This is a genomic window from Streptomyces sp. NPDC033966 (assembly GCF_055575955.1).
Genome location: NZ_JBVIRQ010000005.1, coordinates 155364 through 177704 on the forward strand (window position 1 = coordinate 155364; position 22341 = coordinate 177704).

The 22341-nt window shown below is 71.9% G+C and carries 21 protein-coding genes; 11 read left to right on the forward strand and 10 right to left on the reverse strand.

Annotated features, from left to right (window positions below; genetic code table 11):
• Positions 1–108: 108 nt before the first annotated feature.
• Positions 109–978: an HAD family hydrolase gene (locus ACZ518_RS15830; protein WP_469113617.1), complete on the forward strand. Its 870-nt coding sequence runs from the start codon at positions 109–111 to the stop codon at positions 976–978.
• Between the two features lie 387 nt (positions 979–1365).
• On the opposite strand, the gene ACZ518_RS15835 is transcribed toward ACZ518_RS15830, so the two are convergent.
• Positions 1366–2202, reverse strand: a complete 837-nt coding sequence (locus tag ACZ518_RS15835; RefSeq protein ID WP_469113618.1) for a Fic family protein — start codon at positions 2200–2202, stop codon at positions 1366–1368.
• A 109-nt stretch (positions 2203–2311) separates the two neighbouring features.
• On the opposite strand from ACZ518_RS15835, the gene ACZ518_RS15840 reads away from it, so the two are divergent.
• Positions 2312–3325 (forward strand): ATP-binding protein, encoded by a 1014-nt coding sequence (locus ACZ518_RS15840; RefSeq protein ID WP_469113619.1) that lies wholly within the window; start codon positions 2312–2314, stop codon positions 3323–3325.
• Here the strand turns inward: ACZ518_RS15840 and ACZ518_RS15845 are convergent.
• Positions 3282–4595: a polysaccharide deacetylase family protein gene (locus ACZ518_RS15845; RefSeq protein ID WP_469113620.1), complete on the reverse strand. Its 1314-nt coding sequence runs from the start codon at positions 4593–4595 to the stop codon at positions 3282–3284. The genes ACZ518_RS15840 and ACZ518_RS15845 overlap by 44 nt on opposite strands.
• Positions 4596–4830: 235 nt before the next feature.
• Here ACZ518_RS15845 and ACZ518_RS15850 point away from each other — a divergent pair, with 235 nt between their 5' ends.
• The 6 genes from ACZ518_RS15850 to ACZ518_RS15875 all read left to right on the forward strand — a co-directional run bounded on the left by ACZ518_RS15850 (position 4831) and on the right by ACZ518_RS15875 (position 13224).
• A complete protein-coding gene (locus ACZ518_RS15850; RefSeq protein WP_469113621.1) occupies positions 4831–7467 on the forward strand; it encodes a SulP family inorganic anion transporter in 2637 nt (878 codons plus the stop codon).
• A 301-nt stretch (positions 7468–7768) separates the two neighbouring features.
• Positions 7769–9724, forward strand: coding sequence for an acetate--CoA ligase (acs, locus tag ACZ518_RS15855; RefSeq protein ID WP_469113622.1), 1956 nt, complete (start codon positions 7769–7771; stop codon positions 9722–9724).
• 236 nt (positions 9725–9960) lie between these two features.
• Positions 9961–11406: a Na+/H+ antiporter NhaA gene (gene nhaA, locus ACZ518_RS15860; protein ID WP_469113623.1), complete on the forward strand. Its 1446-nt coding sequence runs from the start codon at positions 9961–9963 to the stop codon at positions 11404–11406.
• A 54-nt stretch (positions 11407–11460) separates the two neighbouring features.
• Entirely contained in the window at positions 11461–11919 is a 459-nt protein-coding gene (locus tag ACZ518_RS15865; protein WP_469113624.1) for a phage holin family protein, read from the forward strand.
• Entirely contained in the window at positions 11916–12875 is a 960-nt protein-coding gene (locus tag ACZ518_RS15870) for an alpha/beta fold hydrolase (protein ID WP_469113625.1), read from the forward strand. Before ACZ518_RS15865 ends, ACZ518_RS15870 begins: the two co-directional genes overlap by 4 nt.
• Before the next feature lie 175 nt (positions 12876–13050).
• On the forward strand, positions 13051–13224 hold the full coding sequence (locus tag ACZ518_RS15875; protein ID WP_007264956.1) for a hypothetical protein: 174 nt from the start codon (positions 13051–13053) through the stop codon (positions 13222–13224).
• A gap of 61 nt (positions 13225–13285) precedes the next feature.
• Here the strand turns inward: ACZ518_RS15875 and ACZ518_RS15880 are convergent, their stop codons facing one another.
• The 3 genes from ACZ518_RS15880 to nth all read right to left on the reverse strand — a co-directional run bounded on the left by ACZ518_RS15880 (position 13286) and on the right by nth (position 16190).
• Positions 13286–14488, reverse strand: a complete 1203-nt coding sequence (locus ACZ518_RS15880; RefSeq protein WP_469113626.1) for a MarP family serine protease — start codon at positions 14486–14488, stop codon at positions 13286–13288.
• Positions 14489–14501: 13 nt separating this feature from the next.
• Positions 14502–15218, reverse strand: coding sequence for an NUDIX hydrolase (locus ACZ518_RS15885; RefSeq protein ID WP_469113627.1), 717 nt, complete (start codon positions 15216–15218; stop codon positions 14502–14504).
• A gap of 144 nt (positions 15219–15362) precedes the next feature.
• The gene (gene nth / locus ACZ518_RS15890; RefSeq protein ID WP_469114002.1) at positions 15363–16190 is read right to left on the reverse strand and encodes an endonuclease III; all 828 of its coding nucleotides are present in this window, start codon (positions 16188–16190) and stop codon (positions 15363–15365) included.
• A 286-nt stretch (positions 16191–16476) separates the two neighbouring features.
• Here nth and ACZ518_RS15895 point away from each other — a divergent pair, with 286 nt between their 5' ends.
• Together ACZ518_RS15895 and ACZ518_RS15900 are read left to right on the forward strand one after the other, a co-directional pair.
• Entirely contained in the window at positions 16477–17151 is a 675-nt protein-coding gene (locus ACZ518_RS15895) for a Crp/Fnr family transcriptional regulator (RefSeq protein WP_007264960.1), read from the forward strand.
• A gap of 164 nt (positions 17152–17315) precedes the next feature.
• Positions 17316–18137, forward strand: coding sequence for a nucleotidyltransferase domain-containing protein (locus tag ACZ518_RS15900; protein WP_469113628.1), 822 nt, complete (start codon positions 17316–17318; stop codon positions 18135–18137).
• On the opposite strand, the gene ACZ518_RS15905 is transcribed toward ACZ518_RS15900, so the two are convergent.
• The 5 genes from ACZ518_RS15905 to ACZ518_RS15925 form a co-directional block, all read right to left on the reverse strand.
• Complete coding sequence (locus tag ACZ518_RS15905) at positions 18134–18439, reverse strand: hypothetical protein (protein WP_469113629.1); 306 nt, start codon at positions 18437–18439, stop codon at positions 18134–18136. The genes ACZ518_RS15900 and ACZ518_RS15905 overlap by 4 nt on opposite strands.
• Positions 18436–19281 carry an MBL fold metallo-hydrolase gene (locus ACZ518_RS15910; RefSeq protein WP_469113630.1) on the reverse strand — a complete coding sequence of 282 codons (846 nt, stop codon included), beginning with the start codon at positions 19279–19281 and terminating at the stop codon, positions 18436–18438. Before ACZ518_RS15910 ends, ACZ518_RS15905 begins: the two co-directional genes overlap by 4 nt.
• On the reverse strand, positions 19278–20186 hold the full coding sequence (locus ACZ518_RS15915; protein ID WP_469113631.1) for an NUDIX hydrolase: 909 nt from the start codon (positions 20184–20186) through the stop codon (positions 19278–19280). The genes ACZ518_RS15910 and ACZ518_RS15915 overlap by 4 nt, the downstream gene beginning before the upstream one ends.
• A 493-nt stretch (positions 20187–20679) precedes the next feature.
• A complete protein-coding gene (locus tag ACZ518_RS15920; RefSeq protein WP_007264965.1) occupies positions 20680–21150 on the reverse strand; it encodes a RidA family protein in 471 nt (156 codons plus the stop codon).
• Positions 21147–21308, reverse strand: a complete 162-nt coding sequence (locus ACZ518_RS15925) for a DUF4177 domain-containing protein (protein WP_007264966.1) — start codon at positions 21306–21308, stop codon at positions 21147–21149. Before ACZ518_RS15925 ends, ACZ518_RS15920 begins: the two co-directional genes overlap by 4 nt.
• Positions 21309–21354: 46 nt before the next feature.
• On the opposite strand from ACZ518_RS15925, the gene bagA reads away from it, so the two are divergent.
• On the forward strand, positions 21355–22341 hold the full coding sequence (gene bagA / locus ACZ518_RS15930) for an ATPase BagA (RefSeq protein WP_469113632.1): 987 nt from the start codon (positions 21355–21357) through the stop codon (positions 22339–22341).

A 22341-nucleotide genomic window follows, 5' to 3' on the forward strand; every position in this document is an offset into this window, starting at 1 on the left:
GGGGGGGGAGGAGCCAGACCGGGTTAGCACGGTCGCGAACGATCCGTGACTTCCATGGTGTACCCGAGAGCCTTCTCAGGCAAACCCACGCGCCACACCTTACGCCGAATGGTGGGCGCATATGCTCGGGTCGTGGAAAATCAGCCCTTGCCGCACTCGCTGCCTCGGACCGCCGCCTTCTTCGACCTGGACAAGACGGTCATTGCGAAGTCGAGCGCTCTGACGTTCAGCAAGTCCTTCTACCGGGGCGGCCTGATCAACCGCCGCGCCGTGCTGCGGACCGCCTACACCCAGTTCATCTTCCTGGCCGGCGGCGCCGACCACGACCAGATGGAGCGGATGCGGGAGTACCTGTCCGCTCTCTGCAAGGGGTGGAACGTCCAGCAGGTCCGGGAGATCGTCGCCGAAGCGCTGCACGACCTGATCGACCCGATCATCTACGACGAGGCCGCTTCCCTCATCGAGGCCCACCACACGGCCGGCCGTGACGTGGTGATCGTGTCGAGCTCCGGCGCCGAAGTCGTCGAGCCGATCGGCGAGATGCTCGGCGCGGACCGGATCGTCGCCACCCGCATGGTGGTCGGCGACGACGGCTGCTTCACCGGGGAGATCGATTACTACGCCTACGGCCCCACGAAGGCGGAGGCGGTGCGCGAGCTCGCCGAGTCCGAGGGGTACGACCTCGCGCGGTGCTACGCCTACAGCGACTCGATCACCGACGTACCGATGCTGGAGTCCGTGGGGCACCCGCACGCCGTCAACCCCGACCGCGCGCTGCGGCGCGAGGCCGTCGCGCGGGAGTGGCCGGTCCTGGTGTTCAACCGGCCGGTGCGGCTGAAGCAGCGCCTGCCCGGACTGTCGATGCCGGCGCGGCCCGCCCTCGTCGCGGCGGCGGCGGTCGGCGCGGCGGCGGCCACCGCCGGGCTCGTCTGGTACGCAAGCCGCCGGCGCGCGGGGATCTCCCCCTCCTCGGCCTGACCGGACCGTCCCTACCTGGGGCGATACAGGGTGTCCGGTTCGCCCTGGGTCGCCCCGGAAAGTAAAGGAATCCGGCCAGGGGTTTCGCTCGGCACCGAAGCGGAGTACAAAGGAGTCACGGCCCGCGAGACCAAAGAACATCCGAGAGGATCATCTTTAAAACGCAGTAAGGCCCACGGACCGAAGCATGAACGCCGAGCACCCACGCGACGTCGACCCGTCGATTACGGGCCAGCCGCACCAGGCCACGGGCAAAGTTCCCGGCCTGATGGGCAACCATCGAGGACGCTTGGTAACTGGGCGTGAATGCCAGCGGCGACACCAGAGCAGTACGGTGTCGCCGCAACCCTGTGCCCGGCCGGAACGGTACGCCTGGCCGGAAGGGCCTCAGGCCGCGCCGCGCTGGAGCGCCTCGCACACCGCGGTCGACTCGCGGACGCCGAGCTCGACCGCCCGGCCGCAGTGGCCGATCCACTCCGCCATCCCCTCCGCGGTCCCGGAGAGGTACCCCTCGAAGGCCTTCAGGTAGGCCTCCTTACCCTGCTCCGCGTGGCCGACCTCCGCCGGGCAGATCGCCTTCGGGTCCAGCCCGCTGTTGATCAGCACGATCCGCTCGGCCGTGCGCGCCACCAGCCCGTTGTACGAGGCGAAGGGCCGCAGGGCCAGCAGCTCCCCGTGCACCACCGCGGCCGTGACCAGCGCCGGAGCGGAGCCGCCCGCGATGACCAGGCGGGACAGGCCGTCCAGCCGGCCCGCGACCTCCTCGGCGCTCGGGAGCGGCAGGTCCACCAAGGGCTCGTCCACCGGCTCGCCGGCCAGCCGCGGCCGGCCGACCACGTCACCGGCCCCGTCGGCCGCCGGCCCCGTCGCCCCGCACGCCACCAGGTGCAGGCGCGCCAGCACCCGCATCGGCGACTGCCGCCAGATGCTCAGCAGCTGACCGGCCTCCGCCGTCAGGCGCAGCGCGGCACCCACCGTGCGCGCCTCGTCCTCCGCCCCGAAGTCGGTCCGTCGGCGCACCTCCTCCAGCGCCCAGTCGGCACCGGACAGCGCCGCGCTGCCCCGGGCGCCGCGCAGGGCGGCCTCCGAGGTGATCTCGCCGCTGCGACGGCGCATCACCCGGTGCCCGTAGACGCGGTCCACGGCCTTGCGTACGGAATCCACGGACTCCGCGACCCCCGGCAGGGATCCGAGGGCCGCCAGCGGGTCAGAAGCGCTACTCATAAGTAGGGAGCCTACGCACTGCGAACCCATAGCACCGACCCCTCGTTGGAGTGGTCTTCTTCACTCACCTTGACCACACCCCGCAACCGACCCACTACGCTTGGTGAACATGAAGATCGCTTTCGTGGGAAAGGGCGGCAGCGGGAAGACCACGCTGTCCTCCCTCTTCATCCGCCACCTCGCAGCCAATGAAGCACCCGTCGTCGCGGTGGACGCCGACATCAACCAGCACCTCGGGGCCGCCCTCGGGCTCACCGACGAAGAGGCCGCCGCGCTGCCCGCCCTGGGCGCGCACCTGCCCCTGATCAAGGAGTACCTGCGCGGCTCCAACCCGCGCATCGCCTCGGCCGACAGCATGATCAAGACCACGCCGCCGGGCGCCGGCTCGCGCCTGCTGCGCATCACCGAGGACAACCCGGTCTACGAGGCCTGCGCGCGCACGCTGCCGCTCGACGACGGGGACTCCGTACGGCTGATGGCGACGGGCCCCTTCACCGAGTCCGATCTGGGCGTGGCCTGCTACCACTCGAAGGTCGGCGCGGTCGAGCTCTGCCTCAACCACCTGGTCGACGGCCCGGACGAGTACGTGGTCGTCGACATGACGGCCGGCTCCGACTCCTTCGCGTCCGGCATGTTCACCCGCTTCGACGTGACCTTCCTCGTCGCCGAGCCGACCCGCAAGGGAGTCTCGGTCTACCGCCAGTACAAGGAGTACGCCCGGGACTTCGGGGTGGTGCTCAAGGTGGTCGGCAACAAGGTGCAGGGCCCGGAGGACATCGAGTTCCTCCAGGACGAGGTGGGCGAGGACCTGCTCGTCACCTTCGGGCACTCCGACTGGGTCCGCGCGATGGAGCGGGGCCGTCCGGCCTCGTTCGAACTGCTGGAGGCGAGCAACCGGCTCGCGCTCCAGGCGCTCCAGGACGCGGCGGAGGACTCCTACGCCGCCCGCGACTGGGGCAGGTACACCGAGCAGATGGTCCACTTCCACCTGCGCAACGCCGAGAGCTGGGGGAACGCCAAGACCGGCGTCGACCTGGCGGACCAGATCGACCCCGCCTTCGTCCTCCACGAGGCCCTGGTCAGCCCTCGTTCTGCTCCGCTGCCCGCTCCTCAGCCGGCTTGACCTTGTCCGTACCCGACGGGGCGGCCGGGGCCGCCGGCGGCCCCGCGGTGAGGAACTTCGTCCAGCCCTCCTTCGGCGCCTCGCCGACGTCGAGGGTGCGCATCCACTCCAGCGTCTTCGGGTTCTGGGCGTCCAGCCAGTCCGCCAGCTCGCGGAAGGGCACGCACCGGACCTCCGGCTTGGTGCACATGCCCTTGATGGACTCCTCGACGGCCTGCATGTAGGCGCCGCCGTTCCACGACTCGAAGTGGTTGCCGATGATCAGCGGTGCGCGGTTGCCCTGGTAGGCCCGGTCGAAGGCCTGCCGCAGGCCGTCGCGCATCTGGTCGCCCCAGTACCGGTGCTGCGAGGGGTCGCCCTGCGTGGTCGTGCCGGACTGGTTGACCATGTAGTTGTAGTCCATGCTCAGCGTGTCGAAGGCGCGCCCAGGCATGGGCACCAGCTGGAGCGGCAGGTCCCAGAGCCCGTCCGTCTTCTTGGGCCAGATCTGCTTGCTGATGCCGCTGGAGTCGTAGCGGAACCCCATGTCCTTGGCCGCCAGCATGAAGTTCTTCTGGCCTTCGAGGCAGGGGGTGCGGGCCCCGATCAGCTCCTTGTCGTAGTCGAAGGGCAGCGGGGCCATGTTTTTCAGGCCCGCGTTCGTCTTCCAGTTCTTGACGAACGACTTGGCCTGGTTGATCTCGCTCTTCCACTCCGCCACCGACCAGGTGCCGACGCCGCCGTCGGGGCCGCAGAAGTGGCCGTTGAAGTGGGTGCCGATCTCGTTGCCCTCCAGCCAGGCCGCGCGGACCTGGGTGACGGTGTCCTTGATGCCCTGGAGGTCGCCGAAGCCGATGTCGGACAGGCCCGGGGAGTGCTGCGGCGCGGTGTAGAGGGAGCGCTTCTCCTCCGGCAGCAGGTACACACCGCTGAGGAAGTACGTCATCCGGGCGTTGTACTGCTTGCCCACCTCGCGGAAGTGCGAGAAGAGCTTCTGGCTGTCCTCGCCCGCGCCGTCCCACGAGAACACCACGAACTGCGGGGGCTTCTCACCGGGCTTCAGCTTCTGCGGCGCCTGCACGTTCGGCTGCGAGCCGGTGTAGGCCGTCGAGCCGTCGCCGATGAGGCGGTTGAGGCTGCCGGGAGCGTCCGGGGCGGCGGGGCCCTTCTTCGCACTCTGGCCGCCGGGGGCCCCGGGCTTGCCCGGCCCGGAACCGCTGCACCCGGCGGCGCACAGGACCAGGGCCGTGGCGACCAGGCCGCCGGCGATCTTCTTCGTGGCGGCGATCATCCGCACACCTCTTCCTCGCAGTTCCATCGCGGGACCTTTCGCGAGGCAACGTCCCATGCGGTCCGCTTTTAGGAAGGTGTGACAAGCCAGACAAAATACTTATTCACCCTTGAGTGCTAATTTCTAGGCCATTTGCCCCCATTACCTACCACGACTCTTTACCCTCCATTACCTTTCATTTACCGAGTGTTGAGACTCCCGCCGCTTCATCCCTCCTCAGAGGAGACGGGAACCCATGACAGCCACGACCCCAGCCACGACCCCGGCCCCGGCCCCGACCCCCGCCTCGTCCCCTGCCCCGGCCCCGGCCGGCCCGCAGAAGCGAAGTCCGCTCAAGGACCTCCCCGCGGACCTGTCCGCGTCCGCCGCCGTCTTCCTGATCGCCCTGCCGCTCTCCCTCGGCATCGCGCTCGCCACCGGCGCCCCGCTCCAGGCGGGGCTGGTGGCGGCGGCCGTGGGCGGGATCGTGGCCGGCCGGTTCGGCGGAGCCCCCCTCCAGGTGAGCGGGCCGGCAGCCGGACTCACCGTGGTGACCGCCGAGTTGATCCAGCGCTACGGCTGGCGCACCACCTGCGCCATCACCGTGCTCGCCGGCGTCTGCCAGCTCGGGCTCGCGCTCCTGCGCACCGCCCGGTCGGCGCTCATGGTGAGCCCGGCGATCGTGCACGGGATGCTCGCCGGCATCGGCGTGACCATCGCCCTGGCCCAGCTGCACATCGTGCTCGGCGGCAGTCCGCAGAGCTCCGCCATGGCCAATGTCATCGGGCTGCCCGCCCAGTTGGCCGATCCCCATCCGGCGGCGCTCGGGGTGAGCGCGCTGACGCTCTGCGTACTGCTGGGCTGGAGCAGGCTGCCCGGGCGGGTGGGCCGCGCCCTGCGCAAGGTGCCCGCCGCGCTCGCGGCCGTCGCCACCGCCACCGCCTTCGCGGCACTGGCCGGGCTCACCCTCCCCCGGGTGGACCTGCCGTCCTGGCGCAGCCACGCACTGCCCGAGGTGCCCGAGGGGCCGGTACTCGGCCTGATCGCCGCCGTCCTGACCATCACACTGGTCGGCAGCGTGGAGTCCCTGCTGTCCTCGGTCGCCACCGACAAGCTGATCGCCTCCGAGCGCGGTACGGACAACCGCCCGCCCCGCGCCGACCTCGACCGAGAACTCCGCGGACAGGGCGCGGCGAACATCGTCTCCGGGGTGCTGGGCGGACTGCCCGTCACGGGTGTGGCCGTGCGCAGCGTGGCCAACGTGAAATCGGGTGCCGTCAGCCGAAAATCAGCCATGTTCCACGGGCTGTGGGTGGTGCTCGCCGCAGGGTTCCTCGTCCCCGTCCTCGACCTCATCCCGCTCGCGGCGCTGGCCGCCCTGGTCATGGCCGTCGGCGTGCAGATGGTCAGCATCACGCACCTGCGCACGGTCACCCGGCACCGCGAGGCGGTGGTCTACGCGACGACCATCGCCGCAGTGGTGCTGGGCGGGGTCCTGGAGGGCGTGGCCGTCGGGATCGCGGTCGCCGTGGCACTGGCCCTGCGCCGGCTGGCCCGGACCCGGATCACGCTGGCCGAGCTGGACGGCGGGCACCAGGTCTGCGCCCGCGGCCAGTTGACCTTCCTGGCCGTCCCGCGGCTGAGCCGGGTGCTGAGCCAGGTCCCCCACGGCGGGCACGTGGTGGTCGAGCTGGACGGCTCGTTCATGGACCACGCCGCCTACGAGGCCCTGCAGGACTGGCAGAACTCGCATCTCGCGCACGGCGGATCGCTGGAACTCACCGGCCGGGGCGGACGGGCCCTCGCGGGCCCCGGTCCGGACGCGGCCACGGCCGCCGAAGCGGGTCCGGAAGCGGACAGGGGCGGGCAAGCCGCCACGGACACGGACGCCGACGCGGGTGCGCACGCGCGCACCGAAAGGGCCCCCGGCGCGGACCCGCACCCGCCCTCCGGCGCGGTGCCCGGCCCGGCCCCCAGTCCCGTCTCCTCCCCCGCCGGGCACGGCCGGACCGGCTCCAAGTCCGGTGCGGGCAGCGGCCACCACCGCAGCGACTCCGGGCGCGGGGCGCACCACTGCTGCCGGCCCTGGACGCCCTGGCAGAACCACTGCGACCACCGCGCGGTACACGCCCCCGCCCTGGCGGCGGGCCCCGGCGGCACGGTCGCGCGTACGGTCCCCAGCGCGTCCGGAGCCCCGGCCGCCGAGACGGCGCCCCGCCGGCGCGGAGCCGGTCAACTGGCCAGCGGGATCAGCGCCTTCCAGCGGGACACCGCCCCGCGCGTCCGGGACGAGCTGGCCAGGCTGGCCCGTGAGGGGCAGCGGCCTTCGCAGCTCTTCCTGACCTGCGCGGACTCCCGTCTGGTCACCAGCATGATCACGGCGAGCGGTCCGGGTGACCTCTTCACCGTCCGCAACGTGGGCAACCTCGTCCCGCTGCCCGGCGCCGAGGCCACCGACGACTCGGTCGCCGCGGCCATCGAGTACGCCGTGGACGTGCTCAAGGTCGCCAGCATCACGGTGTGCGGACATTCGGGCTGCGGGGCCATGCAGGCCCTGCTGAACTCCCACGCGGAAGCCCCGATGACCCCGCTGACGCGCTGGCTGCGGCACGGCCTGCCCAGCCTGGAGCGGATGGGCAGCCGGCACCACGCCTGGGCCCGGATCTCCGGGCGGCTCCCGGCGGACGCCGTGGAACAGCTCTGCCTGACCAACGTGGTGCAGCAGCTGGAGCACCTGCGGGCCCACGAATCGGTGGCCCGCCGGCTCGCCGAGGGCACGCTGGAGCTGCACGGGATGTACTTCCACGTGGGTGAGGCGCAGGCCTATCTGCTGTCCGAGGGAGAGGACTTCTTCGACTGTCGGGTTTTCGACAGCGTCGGCCAGAGTGTTTGATCCACGGCCGGCTCGAACCGATAGCCTCCCGTATCCGTGCAAGCTGTTGGCCCCTTCCCGCACCCTGCAGCGGGAAGGGGCCATTCGTACGCCGTGGATCGGATCGCGGACCTGTCCGTGGACCTGTCCGTGGACCGGCTGTGGACCTGGCCGTGGACCTGCGCCGCGACCCTCACGGTCGTGATATAGGTCTAAACCAATTTTCGGCTACCCCTTGTCACCTGGGCATCCGACTGATGAGCTATGCCCGGAGACACAGCTATGCCCGGGGACAACGGAAACTCTGGGAAAGGGAGATGTCGTGACTGCTGACAGCCTGGCCAACCTGCTCAAGGAGGAGCGGCGGTTCGCACCGCCTGCCGATCTGGCCGCCGCCGCCAACGTGACCGAAGCGGCGTACGCACAGGCCGACGCGGACCGGCTGGGCTTCTGGGCCGAGCAGGCGCGCCGGCTGGACTGGGACACCGAACCCACCCAGACGCTCGACTGGAGCAACCCGCCCTTCGCCAAGTGGTTCGCCGACGGCAAGCTCAACGTCGCGTACAACTGCGTGGACCGGCACGTGGAGGCCGGCAACGGCGACCGCGTCGCCATCCACTTCGAGGGCGAGCCCGGCGACAGCCGCTCGATCACCTACGCCCAGCTCAAGGACGAGGTCTCCCAGGCCGCCAACGCCCTCACCGAGCTGGGCGTCCAGGCGGGCGACCGGGTCGCGGTCTACCTGCCGATGATCCCCGAGGCGGTCGTCGCGATGCTCGCGTGCGCCCGAGTCGGCGCCGCGCACTCGGTGGTCTTCGGCGGCTTCTCCGCCGACGCCGTCGCCTCCCGCATCCAGGACGCCGACGCCAAGCTGGTGATCACCGCCGACGGCGGCTACCGCCGCGGCAAGCCCAGCGCCCTCAAGCCCGCCATCGACGAGGCCGTCACCAAGTGCCCGCAGGTCGAGCACGTCCTCGTCGTGCGCCGCACCGGCCAGGACACCGCCTTCACCGAGGGCCGCGACGTCTGGTGGCACGACCTGGTCGGCCGGCAGTCCACGGAGCACACCCCGCAGGCCTTCGACGCCGAGCACCCGCTGTTCATCCTGTACACCTCGGGCACCACGGGTAAGCCGAAGGGCATCCTGCACACCTCGGGCGGCTACCTCACGCAGGCCTCGTACACCCACCACGCCGTCTTCGACCTCAAGCCGGAGACCGACGTCTACTGGTGCACCGCCGACATCGGCTGGGTGACCGGGCACTCGTACATCGTCTACGGACCGCTCGCCAACGGCGCCACCCAGGTGATGTACGAGGGCACGCCCGACACCCCGCACCAGGGCCGGTTCTGGGAGGTCGTGCAGAAGTACGGCGTCACCATCCTCTACACCGCGCCCACGGCGATCCGTACGTTCATGAAGTGGGGCGACGACATCCCCGCGAAGTTCGACCTGTCGAGCCTGCGCGTGCTGGGCTCGGTCGGCGAGCCGATCAACCCCGAGGCCTGGATCTGGTACCGCAAGCACATCGGCGGCGACCGCTGCCCGATCGTGGACACCTGGTGGCAGACCGAGACCGGCGCCATGATGATCTCCCCGCTGCCGGGCGTCACCGCGACCAAGCCCGGCTCGGCGCAGCGCGCCCTGCCCGGCATCTCGGCCACCGTCGTGGACGACGAGGCCAACGAGGTCCCGAACGGCGGGGGCGGCTACCTGGTCCTCACCGAGCCGTGGCCGTCGATGCTGCGCACCATCTGGGGTGACGACCAGCGGTTCATCGACACCTACTGGTCGCGCTTCGAGGGCAAGTACTTCGCGGGCGACGGCGCCAAGAAGGACGACGACGGCGACATCTGGCTGCTCGGCCGGGTCGACGACGTCATGCTCGTCTCGGGCCACAACATCTCCACGACCGAGGTCGAGTCGGCCCTCGTCTCGCACCCCTCGGTCGCCGAGGCGGCGGTGGTCGGCGCGGCCGACGAGACGACGGGCCAGGCCATCGTGGCCTTCGTGATCCTGCGCGGCACCGCCTCGGAGACCGAGGGCCTGGTCGCCGAGCTGCGCAACCACGTCGGCGCCACCCTCGGCCCGATCGCGAAGCCGAAGCGGATCCTGCCGGTGGCGGAGCTCCCGAAGACCCGTTCGGGCAAGATCATGCGCCGTCTGCTGCGCGACGTGGCGGAGAACCGCGCGGTCGGCGACGTCACCACACTGGCCGATTCCTCGGTGATGGACCTGATCCAGACGAAGCTGCCCAGCTCCTCCGACGAGGACTGACCGGCAGCGGGCCACCCGAGGCCCGAGCCCCGAGGGCGTCCGGCGCACAGCGCGCCGGACGCCCTCCGCGCGTTTAAGGTGAAGATCACCCGATACGACCGAACGGGCCCTGTCGAAGACGGACCCTGTAAAGTATGAGAAGCGTCAAGATTTTGACGCTTCAAGTCTCAGGGTGCGCCGGGAAGTCTGGTCGGCAACTGCATGTGTCATGCCGTCGACCGACCGGAGGTTCCTCCGTGGCAACGCCCACCCCCCGCCACAAACTGCTCGGCCGCCTCTCCCTGCCCGAGCGCCGCTTCGTCGCGGACGCCCTGCGCACGGAGACCGTCGGCGGCGTCCTGCTGCTGGTGGCCGCGATCGCCGCCCTCATGTGGGCGAACATCCCCGCCGTCTCCGCGAGCTTCGACAGCGTCCGGTCCTTCCACCTGGGCCCCGCCTCCCTCGGCCTGGACCTCTCCCTCCAGCACTGGGCGGCCGACGGGCTGCTCGCGGTCTTCTTCTTCGTCGCCGGCATCGAGCTCAAGCGCGAACTCGTCGCGGGCGACCTGCGCGACCCCAAGGCGGCCGCCCTCCCGGTGATCGCCGCGATATGCGGCATGGCCGCACCCGCGCTCGTCTACCTGCTGGTCAACACCCTGGGGAGCGGCTCCAACGCCGGCTGGGCCGTCCCCACCGCCACCGACATCGCCTTCGCCCTCGCCGTCCTCGCGGTGATCGGCACCTCGCTGCCCTCCGCGCTGCGCGCCTTCCTGCTGACCCTGGCCGTGGTCGACGACCTGTTCGCCATCCTGATCATCGCGGTGTTCTTCACCAGCGACCTGAACTTCGCGGCGCTCGGCGGCGCCGTCGCGGGTCTGGTCCTCTTCTGGTTCCTGCTGCGCGCCGGCGTCCGCGGCTGGTACGTCTACGTCCCGCTCGCCCTGGTCATCTGGGGCCTGATGTACAACAGCGGGGTCCACGCCACCATCGCCGGCGTGGCCATGGGCCTGATGCTCCGCTGCACCCGCAAGGAGGGCGAGCAGCACTCCCCCGGCGAGCACATCGAGCACCGGGTGCGTCCCCTGTCCGCGGGACTGGCGGTGCCGCTCTTCGCGCTCCTCTCCGCCGGGGTCTCCCTTTCGGACGAATCCATCGCACAGGTCTTCACCCGCCCCGAGACCCTCGGAGTGGTGCTCGGCCTCGTCGCCGGAAAGACCGTCGGCATCTTCGGCGGCACCTGGCTGGCCGCCCGCTTCACCCGGGCCGAGCTGAACGAGGACCTCGCCTGGCCCGACGTACTCGCCGTGGCCTCGCTCGCCGGCATCGGCTTCACCGTCTCCCTGCTGATCGGCGAACTCGCCTTCGCCGGGGACGAGGTCCTCACCGACGAGGTCAAGGCCGCCGTACTGATCGGCTCCCTCATCGCGGCGGTCATCGCGGGCGTCATGCTCAAGCTGCGCAACCGCAAGTACCGGGCCCTGACGGAGGCCGAGGAGCGCGACGAGGACCGCGACGGGATCCCCGACATCTACGAGCAGGACAACCCGGACTACCACCTGCGGATGGCGCGGATCCACGAGGAGAAGGCCGCCGAACACCGCCGCAGGGCCGAGGCCGTGGCCCCCGCGCGGGTCCAGGACACGGACCCGGCCGCCGGCGAAGCGGCGGGCGGGTCCAGCGCCCGCGCCGACCGTCCGGCATGATCTGAGGGACGACGGAGGACAGCCGCCGGCAGACGACGACAGAGGGAGACAGAGATGAGCGCAGTGGACCAAGAGGCTCCGGGAGCCGAGCGCACACTCGGCCAGCTGGTCGCCGCGGCCACCGCCGAGATGTCCGCCCTGGTGCACGACGAGATCGCCCTCGCCAAGGTCGAGATCCGGCAGGACGTCAAGCGCGCGGGCATCGGCAGCGGCGCCGCGATCGCCGCCGGCGTGCTCGTGCTCTTCTCCCTCCCCGTACTGAGTTTCGCCGCGGCCTACGGCATCCACAATCTCGGCCTCGGGCTGGCCTGGTCCTTCCTCATCGTCGGCGGCGCGTTCTGGCTGCTCGCGGGCCTGATCGGGCTCCTGGCGGTGGCGAAGTTCAAGAAGATCAAGCCGCCGGTGAAGACCATGGACTCCGTCAAGCAGACCGCCGCGCTGGTGGGAACCGTCAAGCCGCACCCGCGGCCGGTGAGTGACCAGGCTGTGGGTGTGGCACGCTCGTCCTCATGACAGCGCCCTCGGCCGACTCCGGCACTCCGCCCACCGCCGCCACGGCGGTACGGCTCGACCTGCCCGGCGGGCGGGCGGTGACGCACCGGGACGTCGCCGCCAACGGCGCCCGCTTCCACGTCGCGGAGGTCGGTGACGGGCCGCTGGTGCTGCTGCTGCACGGGTTCCCGCAGTTCTGGTGGACCTGGCGGCACCAGCTGACCGCCCTCGCGGACGCCGGATACCGGGCGGTGGCCATGGACCTGCGCGGGGTCGGCGGCAGCGACCGCACCCCGCGCGGCTACGACCCGGCGAACCTGGCCCTCGACATCACCGGGGTCGTACGGTCCCTCGGCGAGCCGGACGCCGCCCTCGTCGGACACGACCTGGGCGGCTACCTCGCCTGGACGGCGGCCGTGATGCGGCCCAAGCTGGTGCGCCGACTGGTCGTCTCCTCCATGCCGCACCCGCGCCGCTGGCGCTCGGCGATGATGGCCGACTTCGGCCAGACCCGGGCGAGTTCCCACATCTGGGGGTTCCAGCGGCCGTTCATTCCCGAGCGGCAGCTCGTCGCCGACGACGGCGCCCTCGTCGCGGAGCTGATCCGGGACTGGTCCGGGCCGCTGCTCCCCGAGGACGCCGATCTGGACGTGTACCGGCGGGCGATGTGCATCCCGTCCACCGCGCACTGCTCGATCGAGCCCTACCGCTGGATGATGCGGTCGATGGCCCGGCCGGACGGACTCCAGTTCTACCGGCGGATGAAGCGGCCCGTACGGGTGCCCACGCTGCACCTGCACGGCTCGCTGGACCCGGTGATGCGCACGCGCAGCGCGGCCGGCTCCGGGGAGTACGTCGAAGCCCCGTACCGCTGGCGGCTCTTCGACGGTCTGGGGCACTTCCCGCACGAGGAGGACCCGGACGGCTTCACCACCGAACTGCTGAGCTGGCTCAAGGACCCCGAGCCCGACCGCTGACGGACCGTCGACGGAGTACGGGGCCGCGACGCCTGACGGAGCGTCCGCACCATGCCTGACGGGCCGTCGGTCCACCCGTACGACGGTCTTACGGACATTCAATTGCCCGGCGCATAGGCCAATTGGCCGCCCCGGACGGGGTTACGGACCTTGGACCCCGGGCACAGCTCGTTGTATGGGCTGGACGCACGACCACGGTGACACCGCACGCGAACGCCGCTCGGCCAGGGTGCCGGGCACGCACGACAGGACCGGCCGGGACGGCCACGACCCCCGGCTCGGAATTCCGCGCATCCTCCGCCGCCGCGCCCGCTGGGTCTCGGCGCGGCTGCGCCATCCACGCATGTAGGAGCGGCCGGTGACGTGCCCGGGAGCGTCGCCCCGCCGGCCCGTACGCCCTCGCGTACGGGTCAGAGGGCGCAGCCCTGGGTTTCCACCCGGCGCTCGGCGGTCTTCCCGACGCGGATGTCCTCGCGGATCTCGTCGGCCGTGAGGGCGTAGCCGGTGTTCGGGTCGTCGAGCGACTTCGCGAAGACGACTCCGTACACCCTTCCGTCGGGCGTCAGCAGCGGGCCGCCGGAGTTGCCCTGGCGGACGGTCGCGTACAGCGAGTACACGTCGCGGCGGACGGTGCCCCGGTGGTAGATGTCCGGGCCGTTGGCGTTGATCCGGCCGCGGACACGGGCCGCGCGGACGTCGTAGGCGCCGTTCTCCGGGAAGCCGGCGACGATCGCGTCGCTGCTGCTCGTCGCGTCCTTGTCGGTGAACTCCAGCGCCGGGGCCTTCAGCTTGGGTACGTCCAGGACCGCGATGTCGCGCTCCCAGTCGTAGAGCACGACCTTGCCGTCGTAGAGCTTGCCCTCGCCGCCGATCTGCACGGTCGGCTCCACGACCCCGCCGACGACGTGGGCGTTGGTCATCACCTTGCCCGGCGCGAAGACGAAGCCGGTGCCCTCCAGGACCTTGCTGCAGCTGGGCGCGGTGCCGACGACCTTCACGATCGAGAGCTTGGCCTGCTGGGCGACCCCGCTGCGGGCGAGGGCCGGGTCGGGGGCCTTCACCTCGGTGATCGGCTCGTTCGAGAACGGACTGAAGACCTGCGGGAAGCCGTTGCGGGCGAGCGTGGAGCTGAAGTCCGAGAACCAGGTGTTCGCCTGGGCGGGCAGCACCCGCGACACGCCGAGGAGAACCTTGGAGTTGCGCACCTCCTTGCCCAGGGTGGGCAGCGAGGTCCCGGCGAGCGCCGAGCCGATCAGCCAGGCCACGAGCAGCATGGCGACGACGTTGACCAGGGCTCCGCCGGTCGCGTCGAGCGCGCGGGCCGGCGACCAGGTGATGTGGCGTCTGAGCCGGTTGCCCAGATGGGTGGTCAGCGCCTGGCCGATCGAGGCGCAGATGATGATGACCACGACGGCGATCACCACCACGGTGGTGGACACCTGGGTGCCGTTGTCGGTCACCCGGTCCCAGATCAGGGGCAACAGGGACACGGCGATGAGGCCACCGCCCAGGAAGCCGATCACCGACAGGATGCCGACGACGAACCCCTGGCGGTAGCCGACGATCGCGAACCACACGGCGGCGACCAGCAACAGGATGTCCAGCACGTTCACGTGGGCCACCGTCTCATGCGTGCCAGTCGAGCGGGACGTGACGTGAGCGGTCCCACGGTCGCTCCCAGCCCGAGAAGTGCAGGATCCGGTCGATGACGCCGGCGGTGAAACCCCAGACCAAGGCCGATTCCACGGTGAATCCGGGCCCTTCGTGCCCGCGCGGGTGGACCACGGTGACCCGGTGGGCGGGGTCCGTGAGATCCGCCACGGGCACCGTGAAGACCCGGGCCGTCTCCGCCGGGTCCACCGCGCCGACCGGCGAGGGCTCGCGCCACCAGCCGAGCACCGGGGTCACCACGAACTCGCTGACCGGGATGTAGAGGCGCGGCAGCACCCCGAAGAGCTGGACGCCGGCCGGGTCCAGTCCGGTCTCCTCCTCCGCCTCGCGCAGGGCGGCGCGCAGCGGGCCGGTGGTGTGCGGGTCGCCGTCCTGCGGGTCGAGGGCACCGCCGGGGAAGGAGGGCTGCCCGGCGTGGGAGCGGAGGCTGCCGGCGCGCTCCTGGAGCAGCAGCTCCGGGCCGCGCGGGCCCTCGCCGAAGAGGATCAGCACGGCGGACTGGCGGCCCCGGCCGTCCTCCGGCGGCAGGAAGCGGCTGAGCTGGCGCGGCTGGACGCTCCGGGCGGCCGCCACGACGGGGTCGAGCCAGGAGGGCAGGCCGGCCGTCGTGAGGGCCAGGCCGTCTCCCTCGCGGGCGGCTACCGTGGTCTCGTCCTGCGTACCGCGCGTCATGGGCACCCCTGTCCGAATTCCTCTGTCAACACCGTCTCCCACACCGCTGAACGCGGTCCGGTTCCCGATTCGTTCCGGCGGGGGCGTGAGGGCCGGGCGCCGCGCGCCCCCGCACCCCTGTCACCGGCCCGCTGCCGCCCGCTCTCAGGGCTCCGTACGGGCCCCCAGCGGCGGCGCCGGGAGGCCCGGGTAGTCCGGGGGCGGGGTCAGGCGCTGGCCCGGCTGGCCGCCCTTCTCGTACTTCAGGAGCTTCCTCGCCTTCTCCGGATCCGTCTCGCCCTCCCCGTAGGCGGGGCAGAGCGGGGCGATGGGGCAGGCGCCGCAGGCGGGCTTGCGGGCGTGGCAGATGCGGCGGCCGTGGAAGACGACGCGGTGGGACAGCATCGTCCACTCGCTCTTGGGGAAGATCGCGCAGATCTCCGCCTCGACCTTCTCCGGGTCCACCTGTTCGGTCCACTTGAAGCGGCGCACCAGCCGGCCGAAGTGGGTGTCGACGGTGATCCCGGGGACTCCGAAGGCATTGCCGAGCACCACGTTGGCCGTCTTGCGGCCGACTCCGGGCAGGGTGACGAGGTCCTCGATCCGGCCCGGCACCTCGCCGCCGAAGTTGTCGCGCAGCGCCTGCGAGAGGCCCAGCAGGGACTTCGCCTTCGCCCGGAAGAACCCGGTCGGCCGGATGATCTCCTCCAGCTCCTCGGGCACGGCCTCGGCCATGTCCTCGGGGGTCGGGTAGGCGGCGAAGAGGGCCGGGGTCGTCTGGTTCACGCGCAGGTCGGTCGTCTGCGCGGAGAGCACCGTCGCGACCAGGAGCTCGAAGGGATTGCGGAAGTCCAGCTCCGGATGGGCGTACGGGTACACCTCCGCGAGCTCGCGGTTGATGCGGCGGGCCCGGCGGATCATCGCGAGCCGGGATTCCGGCTTCGCCGCCACCGGTTTCTTGGCCGAACCTTTGCCCAACGGGACAGGTCGCACCTTTTCGGACGCCTCCACAGGGGCTTGTTCGCCCACGGCTGAATTCTGGGTCGCCGTCACTCCCGAGGACCCCTTGGCCTGTGCTCTCACCGGCTTATTGGACACCCGGCCAGCCTAAGGCCGGCCGCTGACACCCGCCCGGACCTCAGGTAACACCACCCCGATCGGCCTCTCGCCGCACAGCACGCCCATCCGTCCGGCATCCTTGTGATTGATCGCACTGTTTGAGCCGTCCGGCAAAATGGGGAGCGGTCCCCACTGGCTGGTCGACATAGGAGAGAGACTCGTGGACGACGTTCTGCGGCGCGCCCCGCTCTTCGCGGCGCTCGATGACGAGCAGGCCGCGGAGCTCCGCGCCTCCATGGCCGAGGTGACCCTCGCGCGCGGCGACGCCCTGTTCCACGAGGGCGATCCCGGTGACCGGCTGTACGTCGTGACCGAGGGCAAGGTGAAGCTCCACCGCACCTCCCCCGACGGCCGCGAGAACATGCTGGCCGTCCTCGGTCCCGGCGAGCTGATCGGCGAGCTCTCGCTGTTCGACCCGGGCCCCCGCACCGCCACCGCCACCGCGCTGACCGAGGTCAAGCTCCTCGGCCTCGGCCACGGTGACCTCCAGCCGTGGCTGAACGCCCGGCCCGAGGTCGCGACCGCGCTGCTGCGCGCCGTCGCCCGGCGCCTGCGCAAGACCAACGACCAGATGTCCGACCTGGTCTTCTCCGACGTTCCCGGCCGTGTCGCCCGGGCGCTCCTCGACCTGTCGCGCCGCTTCGGCGTGCAGTCGGAGGAGGGCATCCACGTCGTCCACGACCTCACCCAGGAGGAGCTGGCGCAGCTCGTCGGCGCCTCCCGCGAGACCGTGAACAAGGCCCTGGCCGACTTCGCGGGCCGCGGCTGGCTGCGCCTGGAGGCGCGTGCCGTGATCCTGCTGGACGTGGAGCGGCTCGCCAAGCGCTCGCGCTGACCAGCTGAGGCAGACAGGCAGACCTTCGCGGAGGGGCCCCGTCCGGGTGCGGACGGGGCCCCTCCGCGCGTTGCGGCGGCGGCACGGCTCGGCTCCGGCCGGCCGGAGCCGAGCCGGGGTCAAAATACCGGCCGGTCAGCGCCCGGGCCGTGCAGAGTAGGGCCATGGAGCACAGAGGGCTGGACGCGGACGGGTACTTCGAGCGGGAGGGGTCCCTCGGACGGGTCCAGCCCGAGTTCGCGGGCCTGGTCGCGGCCGCGCGGGCCCGGGTCGCGGAGGCGTACGGGCGCCGGCTCCACAGCGCCTACCTCTACGGCTCCGTGCCGCGCGGGACGGCCCGGCCGGGGCGCAGCGACCTCGACCTGCTGATCGCCCTGCACCGGGAGCCGGTCGACGAGGACCGGGACACGGCCGAGGTGCTGGGGCGGGGACTCGACCAGGACTTCCCGCAGATCGACGGGGTCGGCATCCTGCTGTACGGCAAGGAGCGGCTGCTGAGCGAGCAGGAACGTTACGACCTGGGCTGGTTCCTCGCCTGCCTGTGCACTCCGCTGCTCGGCGACGACCTGGCCGAGCACCTCCCCCGGTACCGGCCCGACGGCCTGCTCGCCCGGGAGGCCAACGGGGACCTGGCCGCCCTGCTCCCGCGGTGGCGGGCCCGGTTCGAGGCCGCCTCGGAGCCCGCCGAGTTCCGCAGGATGAACCGGTTCTTCTCACGGCACCTGGTGCGGACCGCGTTCACCCTGGTCATGCCCCGGTGGCGCGGCTGGACCAGCGACCTCGCCGAGTCGGCGGAGGTCTTCGGCGGGTACTACCCGGAACGGGCCGCCCAGCTGCGGCGCGCGGCCGCGGTGGCACTGGACCCGGTCGACGACCCGGCCGTGGCGCGGGCCTACCTCGACGACCTCGGGCCGTGGCTCGCGGACGAGTACACGGCCCGGCACGGGACGAAGACGGCCCGGCCTGATCCGAAAGACACGGCCTAAGCCCTGGGCGCGGCCGGCGCTTCGAGGGCCTCGACGGCCCGCTTGGCCTCCGCCAGGCCCGCGCCCGTGATCTGCCGGTACACCTTGATGGCCGAGATGGTGCGGCCGTCACGCACCAGGGCGCGCACCTCGTCCATCCCGGCCGGCTCGGGCTCCTCGATGCCGAAGTGGTCCAGGACCAGGCCCAGCCGGCGCTCCAGCCGGTCGGCCTTGTCCTCCAGGGCCCGCACCTTGAGGTTCAGGGTCGAGGTGATCCATCCGGCCGTCGCGAGCAGCGCGAGCGTCAGGAACAGCGTGTTCATTCAGGTCCCCCCGGGATCAATCCGTGATCACGAAGGTACTCCAGCTGCGCCTGCACCGACCATGTGGCGGCCGGCCACAGGGAGCGGTCCACGTCCGCGTAGACCCGGGCGACGACGGCCTCGGCCGTGGTGAGCCCGCTCTCCACGGCCGTCTCGACCTGGGCGAGCCGGTGGGCGCGGTGCGCGAGGTAGAACTCGACGGCCCCCTGCGCGTCGTCCAGTACCGGCCCGTGGCCCGGGAGCACCGTGTGCACCCCGTCGTCGACGGTCAGGGAGCGCAGCCGGCGCAGGGAGTCCAGGTAGTCGCCGAGCCGGCCGTCGGGGTGCGCGACGACGGTGGTGCCGCGGCCGAGGATCGTGTCGCCGGTCAGCACGGCCCGGTCGGCCGGCAGGTGGAAGCAGAGCGAGTCGGCGGTGTGCCCGGGGGTGGCCACCACGCGCAGTTCCAGGCCCCCGGTGCGGATGACGTTCCCGGCGGCCAGGCCCTCGTCCCCGAGGCGCTGCGCGGGGTCGAGGGCGCGGACCTTCGTACCCGTGAGCTCGGCGAAACGGCCGGCCCCCTCGGCGTGGTCGGGGTGGCCGTGGGTGAGGAGCGTCAGCGCGACCCGCTTGCCGGCCTGCTCGGCGGCTGCGATGACGGCCCGCAGGTGCCCCTCGTCCAGGGGGCCGGGGTCGATGACGACGGCCAGCTCGGAATCGGGCTCGGAGACCAGCCAGGTGTTGGTGCCGTCCAGGGTCATCGCCGAGGCGTTCGGGGCCAGGACGTTGACCGCGCGGGCCGTGGCCGGCCCGGAGGAAACGGTCCCCCGGGGCTGGCCGGGGAGGGCTGCGGCATCGGTCATGCGGGGTCTCCCGGGCTCACTCGCTTGGTGAACTCGTCGTGGCCCGGCCAGCTGAGCACGAGTACGCCGTCCTCCAGCGCGGCGCGGGCCAGGACCGGGGTCAGGTCCTGGCCGCCGGCCGCGGCGAGCGCGTCCGCGGCGCTCCCGTACGGCTCCAGGGAGCGCAGGGTGGAGATGGTCGGCGGCATCATCAGCAGCTCGCCCCTGTCGTACCCGTCGGCGGCGTCGGCGGGGCGGATCCAGACGGTCCGGTCGGCCTCGGTGGAGGCGTTGCGGGTGCGCTGGCCCTCCGGGAGGGCGGCGACGAAGAACCACGTGTCGTAGCGGCGCGGCTCGAACTCCGGGGTGATCCAGCGGGCCCACGCCCCGAGCAGGTCGGAGCGCAGCAGCAGCTTGCGCCGGTCGAGGAACTCGGCGAAGGACAGCTCACGCGCCACGAGGGCCTCGCGGTCGGCCTCCCAGTCGTCGCCGGTGGTGTCGCCGACGACCGTGTCGGGGGTCTCCCCCGCGAGCAGCACCCCGGCCTCTTCGAAGGTCTCGCGCACGGCCCCGCAGACGATCGCCTGGGCGGTGGCGGCGTCCGTACCGAGGCGTCCCGCCCAGAGGTCCAGGCCGGGTCCGGCCCAGCCGATGCGGTGGTCCTCGTCACGGGGGTCGACGCCGCCGCCGGGGTAGGCGTACGCGCCGCCGGCGAAGGCCATGGAGGAGCGGCGGCGCAGCATGTGCACGGCGGGGCCGGCGGGGGTGTCACGCAGCAGCATCACGGTGGCGGCGCGTCTGGGCTCCACCGGCGTGAGGACCCCGTCCGCGAGCGCGCGGATGCGGTCGGGCCACTCCGGGGGGTACCACTGCCCTCCGGCGGGCGGCTGGCTGGGCGAGGGCTGACCGTGCTGACCATTGGGCATGGCGGGATGCTACGGCCATCCGGCCCGATGTTCGAGGCCCCTGCCCTGGCCGGGCGGATCTTGGCCTGGTGGTCGCCTGCGGGTGGGTGGGCCGCTGGGCGGGGCGAGGTCCCCAGCCCGCCCTTCCACCGTTCCTCCCCCAGCCACCGCTGGGAGGTACCCCCAGGGGCTGCGCCCCGGACCCCCGCGCCTCAATCGCCGGCGGGGCCGGCACACCCGGCCCCGGCCGGCCGCCGGCGTTTGAGGCGCGGGCGCGGTAGCGCCGTGTCTCTAGCCGCGCCGGCGCTGAGGCGAGAAGGGGTGAAGGGCGGGGAGGGGCAGTCCCGCGCAGCGGCCAACCACCCGCACCCGACCCACCGGCCCCAGCCCGGCAAGTGGCCCCGCTCCGCATCCGCCGGACGGAGTCCGGCGCAGCGGCGCGAAGCCCGGGAAGCGCGCCGGCGCCGAGCCGCGCGAGCGGCGCGAGCGGCGCGTCAGAAAAGGCTGCGGCGCGTCAGGAAGGAAGCAGCTCGACCTGGATCTCGATCTCGACCGGCGCGTCCAGCGGCAGAACCGCCACACCGACCGCGGAGCGCGCGTGCACGCCCTTGTCGCCGAGCACCTCACCCAGCAGCTCGCTCGCACCGTTCAGCACGCCCGGCTGCGCCGTGAAATCGGGGGCCGAGGCGACGAAGCCGACGACCTTCACCACTCGGGCGATCCGGTCCAGGTCACCGACCACGGACTTGACGGCGGCCAGCGCGTTCAGCGCGCACGTCGCCGCGAGTTCCTTCGCCTGCTCCGCGGAGACCTCGGCACCGACCTTGCCGGTGACGGGGAGCTTGCCCTGCACCATCGGCAGCTGGCCCGCGGTGTACACGTACGCGCCCGACCGGACCGCCGGCTGGTACGTGGCCAGCGGCGGGACGACCTCGGGCAGGGTCAGGCCGAGCTCGGCGATCCGGGCCTCGACGACGCCGCTCATGCCTTCTCCCGCTTGAGGTAGGCCACGAGCTGCTCGGGGTTGTTGGGGCCGGGCACGACCTGGACGAGCTCCCAGCCGTCCTCGCCCCAGGTGTCCAGGATCTGCTTGGTGGCGTGAACCAGCAGGGGGACCGTCGCGTATTCGAACTTCTTGGTCATGGGGGCGAGCGTAATGCCTGAGCGGGAGTGGTTAGGCTCGGACGCTGTGAGCAGGCTCCAGGTGGTCAGCGGCAAGGGCGGCACCGGCAAGACCACGGTCGCCGCGGCACTCGCGCTGGCCCTCGCGCGCGAGGGCAGGCGGACTCTTCTCGTGGAGGTCGAGGGCAGGCAGGGCATCGCACAGCTTTTCGGCACGGAAGCGCTCCCCTACGAGGAGCGCAAGATCGCCGTAGCGCCCGGCACGGGCGGGGGTGAGGTGTACGCGCTCGCCATCGACGCCGAACGGGCACTGCTGGACTACCTCCAGATGTTCTACAAGCTCGGCTCGGCCGGCCGCGCCCTGAAGAAGCTCGGCGCGATCGACTTCGCGACGACGATCGCGCCCGGTCTGCGGGACGTCCTGCTGACGGGCAAGGCGTGCGAGGCGGTGCGGCGCAAGGACAAGGCCGGTCGGTTCGTCTACGACCACGTGATCATGGACGCACCGCCGACCGGGCGGATCACCCGCTTCCTGAACGTCAACGACGAGGTGGCGGGGCTGGCCCGGTTCGGGCCGATCCACAACCAGGCGCAGGCCGTCATGAAGGTGCTCAAGTCCCCGGACACCGCCGTGCACCTGGTGACGCTGCTGGAGGAGATGCCCGTCCAGGAGACCGCGGACGGGATCGACGAGCTGGTGGAGGCGGGGCTGCCCGTCGGCCGGGTGATCGTCAACATGGTGCGTCCGCACCACCTCGACGAGGACACCCTGCGCGCGGCCGCCGAGGGCCGCCGCGCCGAGATCGCCAAGGCCCTGTCCCGGGCCGGGCTGGGCGGGGCGCGGCGGGGCGGGCTGGCCGAACGGCTGGTGGAGCCGCTCCTCACGCAGGCCGCCGAGCACGCGAGCCGGGTGGAGCTGGAGCGGGAGCAGCGCGGGGTGTTGGCGGGGCTCGACGTGCCGACGTACGAACTCCCCCTGCTCGGCTCGGGGATGGAGCTGGCCGGCCTGTACGAGCTGGCGGCGGAGCTGCACAAGCAGGTGGGCGCCGAATGA

Excerpts from the sequence above, each read along its gene's own strand:
- ACZ518_RS15830 (WP_469113617.1), top strand. The coding sequence starts at position 109 with ATGGTGGGCGCATATGCTCGGGTCGTGGAAAATCAGCCCTTGCCGCAC.
- ACZ518_RS15910 (WP_469113630.1), bottom strand. The coding sequence starts at position 19,281 with ATGACCGATGCCGCAGCCCTCCCCGGCCAGCCCCGGGGGACCGTTTCC.
- ACZ518_RS15925 (WP_007264966.1), bottom strand. The coding sequence starts at position 21,308 with ATGACCAAGAAGTTCGAATACGCGACGGTCCCCCTGCTGGTTCACGCC.
- ACZ518_RS15850 (WP_469113621.1), top strand. The coding sequence starts at position 4,831 with ATGACAGCCACGACCCCAGCCACGACCCCGGCCCCGGCCCCGACCCCC.
- ACZ518_RS15875 (WP_007264956.1), top strand. The coding sequence starts at position 13,051 with ATGGGCTGGACGCACGACCACGGTGACACCGCACGCGAACGCCGCTCG.
- ACZ518_RS15865 (WP_469113624.1), top strand. The coding sequence starts at position 11,461 with ATGAGCGCAGTGGACCAAGAGGCTCCGGGAGCCGAGCGCACACTCGGC.
- ACZ518_RS15845 (WP_469113620.1), bottom strand. The coding sequence starts at position 4,595 with ATGATCGCCGCCACGAAGAAGATCGCCGGCGGCCTGGTCGCCACGGCC.
- ACZ518_RS15840 (WP_469113619.1), top strand. The coding sequence starts at position 2,312 with ATGAAGATCGCTTTCGTGGGAAAGGGCGGCAGCGGGAAGACCACGCTG.
- ACZ518_RS15900 (WP_469113628.1), top strand. The coding sequence starts at position 17,316 with ATGGAGCACAGAGGGCTGGACGCGGACGGGTACTTCGAGCGGGAGGGG.
- ACZ518_RS15915 (WP_469113631.1), bottom strand. The coding sequence starts at position 20,186 with ATGCCCAATGGTCAGCACGGTCAGCCCTCGCCCAGCCAGCCGCCCGCC.
- ACZ518_RS15870 (WP_469113625.1), top strand. The coding sequence starts at position 11,916 with ATGACAGCGCCCTCGGCCGACTCCGGCACTCCGCCCACCGCCGCCACG.
- ACZ518_RS15920 (WP_007264965.1), bottom strand. The coding sequence starts at position 21,150 with ATGAGCGGCGTCGTCGAGGCCCGGATCGCCGAGCTCGGCCTGACCCTG.
- ACZ518_RS15835 (WP_469113618.1), bottom strand. The coding sequence starts at position 2,202 with ATGAGTAGCGCTTCTGACCCGCTGGCGGCCCTCGGATCCCTGCCGGGG.
- ACZ518_RS15885 (WP_469113627.1), bottom strand. The coding sequence starts at position 15,218 with ATGACGCGCGGTACGCAGGACGAGACCACGGTAGCCGCCCGCGAGGGA.
- ACZ518_RS15905 (WP_469113629.1), bottom strand. The coding sequence starts at position 18,439 with ATGAACACGCTGTTCCTGACGCTCGCGCTGCTCGCGACGGCCGGATGG.